The sequence below is a fragment of the Streptomyces sp. W16 genome, from assembly GCF_033194735.1.
In the GTDB taxonomy this organism is placed as follows: Bacteria; Actinomycetota; Actinomycetes; order Streptomycetales; family Streptomycetaceae; genus Streptomyces.
In genome coordinates, this window is record NZ_JAWOAI010000264.1 from 1 (window position 1) to 13712 (window position 13712).

Sequence of the window (13712 nt, forward strand, 5' to 3'; positions counted from 1 at the left end):
CGGCACCTGGCCCGACCCGCAGAAGCCCGCGCAGCCACACCACCCCGACCGACCCACCCGAGCCGGCCCCGCCACCCCGCGTCACCTCGCGGGACCCGCCGCCGAAGTCGGCACCGCCGTACTGCTGCGCACCACCAGGCTCGTCGCCAGCTCCACCCGCCGTGCCGCCGAGGACTCCTCCTCGCGTCCCAGGTCGAGCACCAGCTTCGCCGCCGCCTCGGCCATCTCGGTGAGGGGCTGTCGTACGGTCGTCAGCGGCGGGCCGACCCAGCGGGCGACCGGGAGGTCGTCGAAGCCGACCACGCTCAGGTCCTCCGGGATGCGCAGCCCCAGTTCGCGCGCGGCCTCGTACAGGCCGAGGGCCTGGAGGTCGTTGCCGGCGAAGACGGCGGTGGGCCGGTCCGGGCGGCGCAGCAGATCGAGCCCGAGGCGGTAGCCGGCCTCGTGGTGGAAGTCGCCGGTGACGATCAGCGAGCCGTCGACCGGCAGCCCGGCCGTCTCCAGCGCGGCCCGGTATCCGTCCACGCGGGCGCGGCTGCACATCATCCGGGAGGGTCCGCTGATCGCGCCGATCCGGGTGTGGCCCAGCTCGACCAGGTGCCGGGTGGCGGCAAGTCCGCCCTGCCAGTTCGTCGCGCCGATCGACGGCACGTCGGCGCCCGGGTCGCCGGCCGGGTCCATCACCACGAACGGGATGGAACGGCTGGTCAGCAGCGCCCGCTGCGACTCGTCGAGCCCGGAGAGGACGAGGACCACGCCGTGCGGGCGGCGGGCGGCGACCTGGTCGGCCCAGGTCCGGCCGGGTGTCAGCCGCCCCGCGCTCTCGCTGAGCACCACGCTCAACCCCGCGTCCCGCGCCACGTTCTCCACACCCCGGATGACCTCCAGCGCCCAGGCGCTCTCCAGCTCGTGGAAGACCAGGTCGATCAGCGGGGAGCGGGTCGCCTCGGCCCGGCGGCGCCGGTAGCCGTAGGAGCGCAGCAGGTCCTCGACACGGGTGCGGGTGGCGGGGGCGACGTCGGCGCGGCCGTTGAGGACCTTCGAAACAGTCGGAGCCGAGACTCCGGCCTCGCGGGCAATCTCAGCGAGTGTCGCAGTCTGCGTTTCCACGGCCTTCGAAGGTTTCATGCCCGCGATCGTATCCCTGCGTGACCTCTTGACGAAGCCTCTGTCCCGCCATACGTTCCCGGAACATTCGTAACGCTGACCGAAACTTTCGCGAAAGAGGCCGTCATATGGAGTCCTACAGCAGGCGCTGGGTACTCGGCGCCGGTGCCACCACCCTGCTCACCACCGGACTCACGGCCTGCGGCTCCAGTGACAGCACCGGCAGCAGCGGCACCGTCACCGCCTTCGTCTACGGCGACGACGCGACGAAGGTCCAGGTCAAGGCCGTCACCCGGTTCAACGCGTCGGCGGCGGCGAAGAAGGCCAAGGGCAAGATCAAGCTGGAGAAGGTGCCCGGCACCGACTACCCGGCCAAGCTGCGCACCGCGATGGGCTCACCGAACGCGCCGGACGTCTTCTTCAACTGGGGCGGCGGCTCGATCAAGGCGTACCAGGACGCCAACCAGCTGGTCGACCTCACCGACACCATCAAGTCCGACCCGGTCCTCAAGGACGGCTTCCTGCCCTCGGTGCTCGCGGCGGGCGCGCTCAAGGGCAAGAACTACGGCATACCGATGCGCGGCATGCAGCCGGTGATCCTCTTCTACAACAAGTCGGTCTTCGCCGCGCACAAGCTCCAACCGCCCACCACCTGGGCCGAGTTGCTCGACATCAACAAGAAGCTGAAGGCGGCGGGCATCACGCCGTTCGCGCTCGGCGGCGCCGACATCTGGCCCGAGCTGATGTGGCTGGAGTACCTGGTCGACCGGATCGGCGGGCCCGAGGTCTTCGACAAGATCAAGAATGGCGATGCGTCGGGTTGGGGCGACCCTGCTGTCCTCAAGGCCGCCGAGACGGTCAAGGAACTCATCGACGACGGGGCCTTCGGCAAGGGCTTCAGTTCTGTGTCGTACGTCAACGGTGGCGCGCCCGCGGTCTTCGCCAAGGGCAAGGCGGCGATGCATCTGATGGGCTCGTGGGAGTACTCGACGCAGCTCGGAAAGTTTCCCGACTTCGCCAAGACGAACCTTGGGTGGTGCGCCTTTCCGAAGTACGAGGGGGGCGCGGGTGACATCCGCAATGTGGTCGGCAACCCCACCAACTACTGGTCCGTGAACGCCCGTACGGGCAACAAGGACGCGGCGATCGCGTTTCTGCGGGACTGTGCGTCGGAGGCGTATGCGAAGGATCTCGTTGCCAACGGGGACATTCCGACTACGTCCAACGCGGAGAAGCTGCTCGACTCGTCGCCCAATCCGGAGTTCGCGAAGTTCCAGTACCAAATGGTGCAGCAGGCACCGGCGTTCACGTTGAGCTGGGATCAGGCGGTGGATCCGGATGTGTCCACGCCGATGCTGACGGAGATCAACAAGCTGTTCGTGGCGAAGAGTTCGCCGGCGGAGTTCGTGTCGGCGCTCAAGGGGTTGAAGTGAGTAATCGCTCCGTGGGTGGGGTGGTTCGTCGGGTGCCGGTTCGTCGTGGCTGGTCGCGCCCCGCGGCGGAGCCGCAAATTGACACAGCCCCGCGCCCCTATGGGGGCGCTGCACCTCACGCCCTCTTGGCTGTGCCCGGGGTTTTGTTCTTCGTGTTCTTCGCTGTTGCGCCCATGGTCCTCGCCGTGTACCTCTCCTTCACCACGTGGAATGGGCTCGGCGATCCGAAACCAGTAGGCCTCGCCAACTGGCAGAAGTTGCTGCACGACGATCGACTCACCCAATCCCTCACCGTCACCGTCCTGTTGACCGTGACCAGCTGGGTTTTCCAGACCGTCGTGTCCCTGCTTCTCGGGGTCTGGGCAGCGGGGCGGCAGCGCAACCGGGCCGTTCTCTCCGCGATCTTCTTCGTGCCGTTTCTGTTGTCCTCTACGGCGATCGCGTTGCTCTTCTACGCCCTGCTCGACCCGAACTTCGGTGTCATCCACCAGGACACGCTCGGCTCGACCAGCGGCGCGTTCCTCGCGATCGTGTTCGTCGGGGGCTGGCAGTTCATCCCCTTTCACACCCTGATCTACCAGGGCGGGGCCCGTCAGATACCCGAAGTCCTCTACCAGGCGGCGGCAATTGACGGCGCGGGCCGCTACCGCCAGTTCTTCTCGATCACGCTGCCCCAGCTCCGCAACACGGCCACTACCTCCAGCGTGCTGATGATCGTCGGCTCGCTCACCTACTTCGAGACCGTCCTGATCCTCACCCAGGGCGGCCCCGGCACGGACACGGCGATCCTGCCGTACCTGATGTACGAGGCCGGCTTCAAGAGCTACGACTTCGGCTACGCGAGCGCGATCGCGACCTTCCTGGTCGTGACCGCCACCGTGCTCTCCCTGGTCCTGGTCCGGCTCACCGGTTTCGGCGCCATGCGCAGTACCCGCGAAGGGATGTGACGGAGTGTCACACGACACGTTGCCGCGTCCGGTGAAGACGGCGGAGGAGCCCGTGGAACCCCCGCACACCCGACGGCGCCGCCACTGGACCCGACGCCCCAACCCCCTGGCCGGCCTCGGCTCCCTCCTCTGGCTCGCGGTCGTCATCGTCCCCATCTACGCGATGATCTCGGCCTCCCTCACCCGCCAGGACAAGGCACTCGGCAACAACGCCCTGAAGCCGCCCACCGATCCGACCTTCGCCAACTACAACACCGTCCTGCACAACGGCTTCGGCCACTTCCTCGCGAACACGGCACTGGTGGCGGCAGCGGTCGTAGGCATCGTGCTCGTGCTGTGCGTGCCGCTCGCCTACGTCGCCGTACGCACTCGCACCGTCTGGTCGAGCGCGGCTTTCCGCCTGTTCCTGCTGGGAGTCGCGATCCCGGCGCAGGCAGTCGTGGTCCCGCTGTACCTGATGATCGCCAAACTCGACCTCTACGACAGCCTGTTGGCGGTCATCCTCCCCACGGCGGCCTTTGCGATGCCGGTCTCCGTGCTGGTCCTGACCGGCACCCTGCGGGACATCTCGGAGGACCTGTACGAGGCGATGGCGCTCGACGGGGCCTCGGCGACCCGGATGCTGTTCCAGCTGGTCATCCCGCTGACCAAGGGCGGAATCAGCACGGTCGTCATCTACGCGGCCCTCCAGGCCTGGAACGGCTTCCTCTTCCCGCTGATCTTCACCCAGTCCGACGGCCCCCGGGTCCTCACCCTCGGACTCTTCAACTACGTCAGCCAGTTCGGCGTGAACATCCCCGCGCTGCTCGCCTCGGTCGTCCTCTCCGGCATCCCGATCTTCGCCGTCTACCTGGTGGCCCGGCGCGCCCTGGTCGGCGGCCTGATGGGCGTGGGCGGCAAGTGAGCCTCCCCAACTCACCTTTCCCGACAGGAGTTTCATGACCACCGCCCCCTGGCGCGACCCCGCCCTTCCCGCCGCCGCCCGCGTCGACGACCTGCTCGCCCGGATGACCCTGGAGGAGAAGACCGCCCAGCTGTACGGCGTTTGGGTGGGCGCCGACACGGACGGCGACGGAGTCGCCCCACTGCAAAGGGAGATGACCTCCGACTACGACTGGGACGAGCTGATCACCCAGGGCCTGGGGCAGCTCACCCGTTCCTTCGGTACGGCGCCGGTGGATCCGGAGTTGGGCGCGCAGGCGCTGGCCCGCGCGCAACGGCGGATCGCGGCGGCGGGCCGCTTCGGCATCCCGGCCGTCGCCCACGAGGAGTGCCTCGCCGGGTTCACCGCCTGGGGCGCGACGGCGTACCCGGTGCCACTGGCCTGGGGTGCGAGCTTCGACCCGGCGCTGGTCGAGGAGATGGCCCGGCACATCGGCGCCGACCTGCGCGCGGCCGGCGTCCACCAGGGCCTCGCCCCGGTCCTGGACGTCGTACGGGATCCGCGCTGGGGGCGGGTGGAGGAGACGATCGGGGAGGATCCGTATCTGGTGGGGACCATCGGTGCCGCGTATGTGCGGGGGCTGGAGTCGGCCGGGGTGGTCGCGACGCTGAAGCACTTCGCGGGGTACGCGTCCTCGGTGGGGGCGCGGAATCTGGCGCCGGTGCGGGCCGGGGTGCGGGAGTTCGCGGACGTGGTGCTGCCGCCGTTCGAGATGGCGCTGCGGGAGGGCGGCGCGCGGTCGGTGATGGCGGCGTACAACGAGACGGACGGCGTACCGGCGTCGGCGGACCCGGCGCTGCTGACCCAACTCCTGCGGGAGGACTGGCAGTTCACGGGGACGGTGGTCGCCGACTACTTCGGCATCGGCTTTCTGGAGACGCTGCACCGGGTGGCGGGCAGCCCGGCGGAGGCGGCACAAGCGGCGCTGGTGGCGGGGATCGACGTGGAGCTGCCGACGCTGAAGTGCTACGGCAAGCCGTTGGTGGAGGCGGTGCGGGCGGGGGACGTCCCGGAGTCGCTGATCGAGCGGGCCGCACGCCGAGTGCTGCTCCAGAAGTGCGAGTTGGGGCTGCTGGACGAGGACTGGGCGCCGGAGCCGACCGGCCGGATGGACCTCGACTCGGCGGCGAACCGCGCGCTGGCCCGCCAACTGGCGGAGAAGTCAGTGGTGTTGCTGGACAACCCGGACGGTCTGCTGCCGCTCGCCCCGGATGCCCGGATCGCGGTGGTGGGCCCCAGGGCGGCGGACGCGCTCGCCATGCTGGGCTGCTACTCCTTCCCGTCCCATGTGGGCGTCCACCACCCCGAGGTGCCGATGGGCATCGAGATCCCCACCGTGCTGGAGTCGCTGCGGGCCGAACTCCCGGACGCCAAGGTGACGTTCGCGGAGGGGTGCGACGTGTCCGGGCCGGACCCGACCGGTTTCGAGGAGGCGGTCGCGCGGGCGTCCGAGGCGGATGTGTGCGTGGCGGTGCTCGGCGACCGGGCCGGCCTGTTCGGGCGGGGCACGTCGGGTGAGGGCTGCGATGTGGCGGACCTCCAACTGCCCGGCGTACAGGCCGACTTGCTGGACGCACTCGTGTCGACGGGTGTCCCGGTGGTGCTGGTGCTGCTCACCGGCCGCCCCTACGCGCTGGGCCGTTGGCACGGACGCCTGGGCGCGGTGGTCCAGGCGTTCTTCCCGGGGGAGGAGGGCGGCCCGGCGGTGGCGGGAGTGCTGTCGGGCCGCGTCAACCCGTCGGGCCGCCTCCCGGTGAGCGTCCCGCACGTGCCCGGCGGCCAGCCGTGGACGTACCTCCAGCCCCCGTTGGGCCTCGCCGACGAGGTCAGCAGCCTCGACCCGACCCCGCTGTACCCCTTCGGCCACGGCCGCTCGTACACGACGTTCGCGTGGGAGCCCGCCGAATCAAGGGAGTTGGAGATCGGCACGGACGGCTCCTACGACCTGACGGTCACCGTCCGCAACACCGGCGACCGGTCGGGCGCGGAGGTCGTCCAGCTGTACCTGCACGACCCGGTGGCCTCGGTGACCCGGCCCGACGTCCGCCTGATCGGTTACCAGCGGCTGGAGCTGGGGCCGGGCGAGGCGACGCGCGTCACCTTCCACTTCCATGCCGATCTGTCGGCGTTCACCGACCGTTCCGGTGCGCGGGTGGTTGAACCGGGCGCCCTGGAACTACGGTTGGCCGCATCGAGCACGGACGTACGGCACACCGCACGACTGCATCTCACGGGGCCGGTGAGGGTACTCGGCACCGATCGGCGGCTGCTGTGCGGGACGGGGGTGTCGGGGGTGGGGTGACCTCCGGCCGGGGCGGACACGGGGGTCCGATGGTCAGGTTCGTGCACCACGAGTTGATGGCCTCTGTGGCGTGGCTGACCGGCATCATGGTCGGGGTAACGGCCGCAGTGGTGGTGCGGGGGAGTGGGCCGGTGAGAGGCGACACCGTGGCGCAAGCGGTCGCCTTGGTGATCGGGCTCTTCGTCCTCTTCACGCTCGTGCACGCCTCGGGGCTCAAACACGTCAGCCACAAGCGGGACTTCGAGACCGCGGTCGCCCTGCCGAGCGACGTCCGGCTCCCGAGCAACAGCCCGCTCTACCTGCTTCTTCGCCTTCCTTACCCGCTGCTCTTCCTGGCTCCGGGCGTGTTCGCGTTCTTCTTGGGGAACGACTCGCTTTTCATGGCGCTGCTGGCCACGGAGTGGCTGGGCAGTGCGGCGGTGGCCGTCTGGTGGGAGCACAGGCACGGGCGGCTGGTATGGCGGGGGTACGTCCACAACGAGCCCTGGCGGCTGGCGTACTCCCCCCTCAGCCCTCCCCCACCGACTCGAACCGCCACCGATGCACCGCCCGCATGACCAACTCCCCCTCAGGCTCGGGAAGTTCGGGCAGATCAGCGTCGTAGTCCGCGTCCCACCACGTGATGACGAGGACGCGGTCCTGAGGTGCGCTGAGGAACTCCCGGCGCAGGGGCTCGGCGGACAGCTTCTGCGCCCGCGCCCAGGCGAGCAGTTCGTCCCCTCGCCCCTCGACCGCCCGCGCCTCCCACATCAACGCAACCGTCGTCACGAGTACAGGTTCTCCTTGCTGACCTCGTGCACGTGATCGTGACCGCGCCCCGGCACATGCGGATCGGTCACCGGCAGCGACGAGTCCGCCGACAGGTCCCAGTCCGAGGGCGCCCGGTTGCGCGCCACCATCTCCGCACCCAGCGCGGCGACCATCGCGCCGTTGTCCGTGCACAGCTTCGGGCGCGGTACGCGCAGCCGGATACCGGCGGCCTCGCAGCGCTCCGCCGCCAGGGCCCGCAGGCGGGAGTTCGCGGCTACTCCGCCGCCGATCATCAGGTGGTCGACGCCCTCGTCCTTGCAGGCCCGTACGGCCTTGCGGGTGAGCACGTCGACGACCGCCTCCTGGAAGGACGCCGACACATCGCGCACCGGCACCTCCTCCCCCGCCGCCCGCTTCGCCTCGATCCAGCGGGCCACGGACGTCTTCAGCCCGGAGAAGGAGAAGTCGTACGCCGGGTCGCGCGGCCCGGTCAGTCCGCGCGGGAACGTGATCGCCGTCGGATCGCCCTCCTTCGCGTACCGGTCGATGACCGGGCCGCCCGGGAAGCCGAGGTTCAGAACGCGCGCGATCTTGTCGAAGGCCTCGCCCGCCGCGTCGTCGATGGTCGCGCCCAGCGGTCGTACGTCCGAGGTGATGTCCGAGGAGAGGAGGAGGGAGGAGTGGCCGCCGGACACCAGCAGCGCCATCGTCGGCTCCGGCAGCGCGCCGTGCTCCAGCTGGTCCACGCAGATGTGGGAGGCGAGGTGGTTCACGCCGTAGAGCGGCTTGCCCAGCGCGTAGGCGTACGCCTTGGCCGCCGAGACGCCGACGAGCAGCGCGCCTGCCAGCCCGGGGCCCGCCGTGACCGCGATGCCGTCGAGGTCGCTCGCGCTCACGCCCGCGTCCTTCAGCGCGCGCCGGATCGTCGGGATCATCGCCTCCAGGTGGGCGCGGGACGCCACCTCCGGTACGACCCCGCCGAAGCGGGCGTGTTCGTCGACGCTGGACGCGACCGCGTCCGCGAGCAGGGTGTGGCCGCGGACGATGCCGACGCCGGTCTCGTCGCAGGAGGTCTCGATGCCGAGGACGAGAGGTTCGTCAGTCATTGAACTCGGTTCCTTGTACGGAAGTCGACCCCGCGGCGGAGCTGCTGTCGGGATCTGTGGTCAGGCGCATCACCAGGGCGTCGACGTTGCCCGGCTGGTAGTAGCCGCGCCGGAAGCCGATGGGCGCGAACCCGAAGCGCTCGTAGAGTTTCTGCGCGCGGATGTTGTCGACGCGGCATTCGAGCATGACCTCGGCGCACTCGAACTCGCTTGCCGCGCTGAGGAGTTCGGTGAGCAGAGTGGCGCCCAGGCCGGTGCCCCAGTGGTCGCGGGCGACGGCGATGGTCTGGATGTCGCCCGTCGCGGCGGAGTCGCTGTCGGACGCGGTGCCGGATGCGGTGCCGGTGGTGGCGAGGCCCGCGTAGCCGACGACTCGGACACCGCCCTCGTACTGCGCACCGGTCACCTCGGCCACCAGGTACCGGCGTGTCGCCTCGGCGCCCCGCGCGTGTGCCAGTTCGGACCAGAACATGCCCCGGGACCAGGCGTCCTCGGGGAAGAGGTCCTTCTCCAGTTCCAGCACGGGATCGATGTCCCACCAGCGCATCTCGCGCAGTCGAGGACTCAGGGATTCGGTCACTTGGGGGTGACCACCTTGTAGTTCTTGGGCACCTGGGCGTCGGGGCGGCGCAGGTACAGCGGCCGGGGCTCGGGGAGTTCGACGCCCGCCGCCAGTCTCTCGACGGCCAGGGAGGCGAGCGCGGCGGCGGACACGTGCTGCGGCTCGTGGGCGGACGGGAAGGTGTCCGGGTAGAGCAGCGCGCCCGCGCCCACGGCGGGCAGCCCCGCCACCTCGTCGGCGATCTCGGCGGGCCGGTCCACGGCCGGGTCGGTGACCCGGGTGCGGGAGTCGGCGTAGCGCGCCCAGTAGACCTCCTTGCGGCGCGCGTCGGTGGCCACGACGAAGGGGCCGTCGAGGTCGGCGGCGTGGGCGAGGCCGTCCAGCGTGCACACACCGTGCACGGGCACACCGAGCGCGAGCCCGAACGTGTCGGCGGTCATCAGGCCGACGCGCAGCCCGGTGTAGGGCCCGGGGCCGATGCCCACGACGATTCCCGTGACGGCGTCGAGTTTGAGTCCCGCGTCGGCGAGCACACGGTCGACGGCCGGGAGCAGCAGCTCACCGTGGCGGCGCGCGTCCACCTGACTCGACGAGGCGATGACGGCCTCGCCGTCGTGCAGGGCGACGGTGACGGCGGGGGTGGCGGTATCCAGAGCGAGCAAGAGCACGCAAACAGCCTACGGCTCCGGCGCCCCGCGCACGGCCGCCCCGGTCGGCCCGGCCCGACTGCTACCGTCACCTAGGGTCACCGCACTTACTGGACATACAAGACACGGAGGTGGGCGCCGATGGCCGGCAGCAGCTCGGGAATCGTGGCCGGGCTCACCGTGGCGGCCGTCGCCACGGTCGGTTTCCTCGCCTATCAGGCGTCGGCGAGCGTCCCGGCCGGGCTGGGGAGTACGGCCCGTGCGAGCGCCCCGCCGGCGGTGGCCACCTCGAAGGCGCCCCGCGACAGGAAGAACCCCGCCGCGCTGCCCGCGGGCTCCGGCCGGGGCGAGCGGGTCGTGTACTCGCTGGACGACGACCGGGTGTGGCTGGTCGCCACGAACAACAAGGTCAACCGCACGTTCAAGGTCACCCCCGGCACGGTGGATCCGACCATGGGTTCCTACTGGGTCACGTCCCGCTCGAACGCGGTCACCGGCACCGACGGCACCCCCATCCAGCACGTCGTCCGCTTCACCAGCACGGGCGGGCTCGCGATCGGCTTCAGCGCGGCGGTCAGCGGCGCGACACAGGAACCCGACCCCACGGTAAAGTCCGGCGGCATCCGCGAGTCGGTCGAGGACGGCGCGGCGATGTGGGAGTTCGCGACGATCGGGCAGTCGGTGGTAGTGATCCACTGACGGGAGTCGCAGCAGTCCTCTGATGGGGGTCGCGCCCCGCAGGGGCGCACCCCCAGGGGCGCGGGGCTGTATCGATTTGCGGCTCCGCCGCGCGGGCGCGACCAGCCCCCACCGACCCGCAGACGAAAACTAGGCGGCTTTACGCGACTCAACCGGCGGAGCCTCACGCGGCGGCGTCGAGATCGCCTTCGCCGCCTCACCGGCCGCCAACAACTCTCGCATCGACACCCCGGCGAACACGTACGGCTGCGGACGGTCCTGGTTCTCTGAAGCCGGCATGGACGCCTCCTGGGGCCTGGGGCAGACGTAGTTAGGTAGACCTAACTACGTACTGGATACCATGTGACCACGCGCAAGACCCCGAACGCAACATCTTGCCGACACCTTGTCGGAACCCGCACGCCCCGCACCAGGGGTTCAGACGCCGAGCACGCTCAGTTCAACCGCGGCCCAGCGCTCGCCGAGCCCGGTGACGGTGACGTGCCGTACCTCGTCCGTGGTGTCTCCGACGGCCCGGTGGATGACGACCGACAGCCGGTCGTCCGTCAGCTCCTCGACCTTGCCCTCGCCCCACTCCACGACGATCACCGACTCGGGCAGCGAGACGTCCAGGTCGAGGTCCTCCATGTCGTCGAGCCCGCCGCCGAGGCGGTACGCGTCTACGTGGACCAGTGGCGGCCCGTCGCCGAGCGAGGGGTGCACGCGCGCGATGACGAACGTCGGCGAGGTGACCGCGCCGCGCACACCGAGCCCCTCCCCCAGTCCCCGGGTCAGCGTCGTCTTGCCGGCGCCGAGCTCCCCGGTGAGCATCACGAGGTCGCCCGCGCGCAGCAGCTTGGCCAGGCGGCGCCCCAACTCCCCCATCTGCTCGGGGGAGTTGACGGTGATCGAGACGGACAGGGGCTCAGCCGCGGCGTGCGGTGCTGCTGGTGCTTCCATAGCCACTTACGGTAGCCCCTGCGGGCACGGCACCCGCGCGGGTGAGCAGGTCGGCGAGGCGGTCGGTGACCACTTCCGGGTGCTCCAGCATGACCAGGTGCCCGGCGTCCGGCACGAGCACCAGCTCGGCGTCCGGCAGCAGGTCGGCGATGGCCTCGCTGTGCTCACTGGGCGTGACGAGATCGCCGATCCCGGCCAGCACGAGCACCGGCATGTCCTTGAAGTGGGTGAGGGCGGCGGTCTTGTCGTGGTCGGTGAACGCCGGGTAGAACTCGGCGACGACATCGATGGGCGTGCCCTCGATCATCCGCTCGGCGAACCGCGCGACCGCCGGGTCGACGTCCCGCGAGGCGAACGAGTACCGCTTGATGATCCCGGCGAACAGATCGGCGGTGGCCCGCCGCCCCCGCTCCACCAGCGCGGCCTGCTGCCCGAGCGCCTTCAGTACGCCGGGCAGCACCCGCCGTACCGCGTTGACCCCGGCGACGGGCAGCCCGAAGTTGACCTCGCCGAGCCGCCCGGAGGACGTACCGACGAAGGCGGTGGCGACGACCCGGTCGCGGATCAGGTCGGGGTACTGGTCGGCCAGTGCCATCACCGTCATGCCGCCCATGGAGTGCCCGACGAGCACGATCGGCCCCTCGGGCACGGCCGCGTCGAGCACGGCCTTCAGGTCGCGGCCCAACTGGTCGATGGTGAGCGGCATGTCGTCTTCCAGCTGCGCGACCCCGCGCGCGGAACGCCCGTGGCTGCGCTGGTCCCAGTGCACGGTCCGCACGACCCCGCGCAGGGCCGCCCGCTGGAAGTGCCAGGAGTCCTGGTTGAGGCAGTAGCCGTGACTGAAGACGACGGTGACCGGGGCCGGAGCCTTGCGTCCGAAGAGCCGGCGGCGCTTCGGGGTGACGGCGACCTCCGGCTCGATGTCGTCGACCTCGTAGTACAGCTCGGTGCCGTCGTCCGCGCGGGCCGTGCCGGGGATGCCGCGCAGCGAGCCGTACGGTCCCGTGGAGTCGAGCGCCAGCCGCGCCCGCTCGCGCATACCGCGCCCGACCGTCATCCGCTCTATGGCGACACCGGCCGCGGCACCGGCCGCGATCACACCTATCGCGGCGCCCGCGATACCGGTCACCTTGCGCCAGTTGCCCGCCGCCCCCGTGGCGGCGGAGGCGACCGCGGCGACCGCCTCCGCACTGCTCTCGCTCACGTGCCGCTCCTCTTCCCGTCCCGGACCTGCGCTGTGTCGTCTGCCTCATACCCGGGGACGGCCTCGTCGACGAGGACGTCCTCATTGACGTAGACGCGGGGAACGCGTGTTCCGATGCGGGTGACGATTTCGTACGCGATGGTGCCCGCGGCCTGTGCCCAGTCCTCGGCGGTGGGCTCGCCGCGGTCGCCGGGGCCGAAGAGGATCGCCTCCGTCCCGGCCTCCGGCTCGTCCCCTCCCAGGTCCACGACGAACTGGTCCATGGCGACCCGCCCCGCGACCGTGCGCCACTTGCCGCCGACCAGCACCGGGCCGGTGCCGGAGGCGTGCCGGGGGATGCCGTCCGCGTAGCCGACGGGGATGAGGCCGAGGGTCGTCGTGCCCGGGGTGACGTAGTGATGGCCGTAGCTGACGCCGTGCCCGCCCGGTACCTGCTTCACCAGGGCGACGGACGCCTTCAGGGTCATCACCGGCCGCAGCCCGAAGTCGGCGGAGGAGCCCAGCTCGGGGCTGGGCGAGACGCCGTAGACGGCGATGCCGGTGCGGACGAGGTCGAAGTGGGAGTCGGGGCGGGTGAGGGTGGCGGGTGAGTTGGCGATGTGGCGGACCTCGGGCCGTACGCCCCGTCCTTCCGCGTACGCGACCATCTCGCGGAACAGGGCGAGTTGGGCGTCGACGGAGGGATGCCCGGGTTCGTCGGCGCAGGCGAAGTGCGACCAGAGCCCGGTGATCCGGAGCAGCCCTTCGGCCTCGGCGCGCAGGGCCTCGCCGACGAGCTCGGCCCAGTCGTCGCCGGGCTGGCAGCCGTTGCGCCCGAGTCCGGTGTCGGCCTTGAGCTGCACGCGCGCGGGCAGACCGGCCACGCGGGCGGCTGCCACGACCTCGCGCAGCGCCCACATGTCGCTGAGCGACATGTCGAGGTCGGCCTCGATGGCCTCGCGCCACGGCCCGCCGGGCGTCCAGAGCCAGCACATCACCCGCACCCCGTCCGGCAGTCCGGCGCGGGCCCGCAGTTCGAGGGCCTCCTGAGGGGTGGCCGTACCGAGCCAGGTCGCTCCCGCCTCGACGGCCGC

15 protein-coding genes are annotated in these 13712 nt (G+C 70.7%); 6 read left to right on the top strand and 9 right to left on the bottom strand.

All coding sequences use genetic code 11. The annotated features are described in order from the left end of the window. Window positions 1–81 precede the first annotated feature (81 nt). A complete protein-coding gene (locus tag R6V09_RS30055; RefSeq protein WP_317884596.1) occupies window positions 82–1128 on the bottom strand; it encodes a LacI family DNA-binding transcriptional regulator in 1047 nt (348 codons plus the stop codon). Between the two features lie 107 nt (window positions 1129–1235). Here R6V09_RS30055 and R6V09_RS30060 point away from each other — a divergent pair, with 107 nt between their 5' ends. The 5 genes from R6V09_RS30060 to R6V09_RS30080 all read left to right on the top strand — a co-directional run bounded on the left by R6V09_RS30060 (window position 1236) and on the right by R6V09_RS30080 (window position 7289). Further along, window positions 1236–2540 (top strand): ABC transporter substrate-binding protein, encoded by a 1305-nt coding sequence (locus R6V09_RS30060; protein ID WP_317884597.1) that lies wholly within the window; start codon window positions 1236–1238, stop codon window positions 2538–2540. Between the two features lie 77 nt (window positions 2541–2617). Then, entirely contained in the window at window positions 2618–3487 is an 870-nt protein-coding gene (locus R6V09_RS30065; protein ID WP_317884608.1) for a carbohydrate ABC transporter permease, read from the top strand. Window positions 3488–3491: 4 nt separating this feature from the next. After that, window positions 3492–4391, top strand: coding sequence for a carbohydrate ABC transporter permease (locus tag R6V09_RS30070; RefSeq protein WP_442810179.1), 900 nt, complete (start codon window positions 3492–3494; stop codon window positions 4389–4391). A 34-nt stretch (window positions 4392–4425) separates the two neighbouring features. Next, complete coding sequence (locus R6V09_RS30075; protein ID WP_317884598.1) at window positions 4426–6732, top strand: glycoside hydrolase family 3 N-terminal domain-containing protein; 2307 nt, start codon at window positions 4426–4428, stop codon at window positions 6730–6732. 29 nt (window positions 6733–6761) lie between these two features. Then, a complete protein-coding gene (locus R6V09_RS30080; RefSeq protein WP_317884599.1) occupies window positions 6762–7289 on the top strand; it encodes a hypothetical protein in 528 nt (175 codons plus the stop codon). Here R6V09_RS30080 and R6V09_RS30085 read toward each other — a convergent pair. Genes R6V09_RS30085 through tsaB form a run of 4 tightly spaced genes read right to left on the bottom strand, consistent with a single transcriptional unit; the run spans window position 7240 to window position 9818 of the window. Further along, the gene (locus R6V09_RS30085; protein ID WP_317884610.1) at window positions 7240–7482 is read right to left on the bottom strand and encodes a hypothetical protein; all 243 of its coding nucleotides are present in this window, start codon (window positions 7480–7482) and stop codon (window positions 7240–7242) included. The two genes, R6V09_RS30080 and R6V09_RS30085, sit on opposite strands and share 50 nt — an antisense overlap. A gap of 14 nt (window positions 7483–7496) precedes the next feature. Beyond that, a complete protein-coding gene (gene tsaD, locus R6V09_RS30090; RefSeq protein ID WP_317884600.1) occupies window positions 7497–8588 on the bottom strand; it encodes a tRNA (adenosine(37)-N6)-threonylcarbamoyltransferase complex transferase subunit TsaD in 1092 nt (363 codons plus the stop codon). Then, a complete protein-coding gene (locus R6V09_RS30095) occupies window positions 8581–9168 on the bottom strand; it encodes a GNAT family N-acetyltransferase (protein ID WP_317884601.1) in 588 nt (195 codons plus the stop codon). Before R6V09_RS30095 ends, tsaD begins: the two co-directional genes overlap by 8 nt. Then, window positions 9165–9818, bottom strand: a complete 654-nt coding sequence (gene tsaB / locus R6V09_RS30100; RefSeq protein WP_317884602.1) for a tRNA (adenosine(37)-N6)-threonylcarbamoyltransferase complex dimerization subunit type 1 TsaB — start codon at window positions 9816–9818, stop codon at window positions 9165–9167. Before tsaB ends, R6V09_RS30095 begins: the two co-directional genes overlap by 4 nt. 120 nt (window positions 9819–9938) lie before the next feature. Between tsaB and R6V09_RS30105 the strand changes: the two genes are divergently transcribed. Beyond that, on the top strand, window positions 9939–10496 hold the full coding sequence (locus R6V09_RS30105) for a hypothetical protein (RefSeq protein WP_317884603.1): 558 nt from the start codon (window positions 9939–9941) through the stop codon (window positions 10494–10496). Window positions 10497–10625: 129 nt separating this feature from the next. On the opposite strand, the gene R6V09_RS30110 is transcribed toward R6V09_RS30105, so the two are convergent. The 4 genes from R6V09_RS30110 to alr all read right to left on the bottom strand — a co-directional run. After that, the gene (locus R6V09_RS30110; RefSeq protein WP_317884604.1) at window positions 10626–10775 is read right to left on the bottom strand and encodes a hypothetical protein; all 150 of its coding nucleotides are present in this window, start codon (window positions 10773–10775) and stop codon (window positions 10626–10628) included. Window positions 10776–10913: 138 nt separating this feature from the next. Next, window positions 10914–11435 (bottom strand): tRNA (adenosine(37)-N6)-threonylcarbamoyltransferase complex ATPase subunit type 1 TsaE, encoded by a 522-nt coding sequence (gene tsaE, locus R6V09_RS30115; protein WP_317884605.1) that lies wholly within the window; start codon window positions 11433–11435, stop codon window positions 10914–10916. After that, the gene (locus R6V09_RS30120) at window positions 11401–12639 is read right to left on the bottom strand and encodes an alpha/beta fold hydrolase (RefSeq protein ID WP_317884606.1); all 1239 of its coding nucleotides are present in this window, start codon (window positions 12637–12639) and stop codon (window positions 11401–11403) included. The genes tsaE and R6V09_RS30120 overlap by 35 nt, the downstream gene beginning before the upstream one ends. Next, on the bottom strand, window positions 12636–13712 hold a 1077-nt coding region (alr, locus tag R6V09_RS30125), incomplete at its 5' end, for an alanine racemase (RefSeq protein WP_317884607.1). The genes R6V09_RS30120 and alr, both read right to left, overlap by 4 nt.

Coding starts and splice junctions, on each gene's coding strand:
- R6V09_RS30055 (WP_317884596.1), bottom strand. CDS start 1,128: ATGAAACCTTCGAAGGCCGTGGAAACGCAGACTGCGACACTCGCTGAG.
- R6V09_RS30060 (WP_317884597.1), top strand. CDS start 1,236: ATGGAGTCCTACAGCAGGCGCTGGGTACTCGGCGCCGGTGCCACCACC.
- R6V09_RS30075 (WP_317884598.1), top strand. CDS start 4,426: ATGACCACCGCCCCCTGGCGCGACCCCGCCCTTCCCGCCGCCGCCCGC.
- R6V09_RS30080 (WP_317884599.1), top strand. CDS start 6,762: ATGGTCAGGTTCGTGCACCACGAGTTGATGGCCTCTGTGGCGTGGCTG.
- R6V09_RS30085 (WP_317884610.1), bottom strand. CDS start 7,482: ATGTGGGAGGCGCGGGCGGTCGAGGGGCGAGGGGACGAACTGCTCGCC.
- tsaD (WP_317884600.1), bottom strand. CDS start 8,588: ATGACTGACGAACCTCTCGTCCTCGGCATCGAGACCTCCTGCGACGAG.
- R6V09_RS30105 (WP_317884603.1), top strand. CDS start 9,939: ATGGCCGGCAGCAGCTCGGGAATCGTGGCCGGGCTCACCGTGGCGGCC.
- R6V09_RS30110 (WP_317884604.1), bottom strand. CDS start 10,775: ATGCCGGCTTCAGAGAACCAGGACCGTCCGCAGCCGTACGTGTTCGCC.
- tsaE (WP_317884605.1), bottom strand. CDS start 11,435: ATGGAAGCACCAGCAGCACCGCACGCCGCGGCTGAGCCCCTGTCCGTC.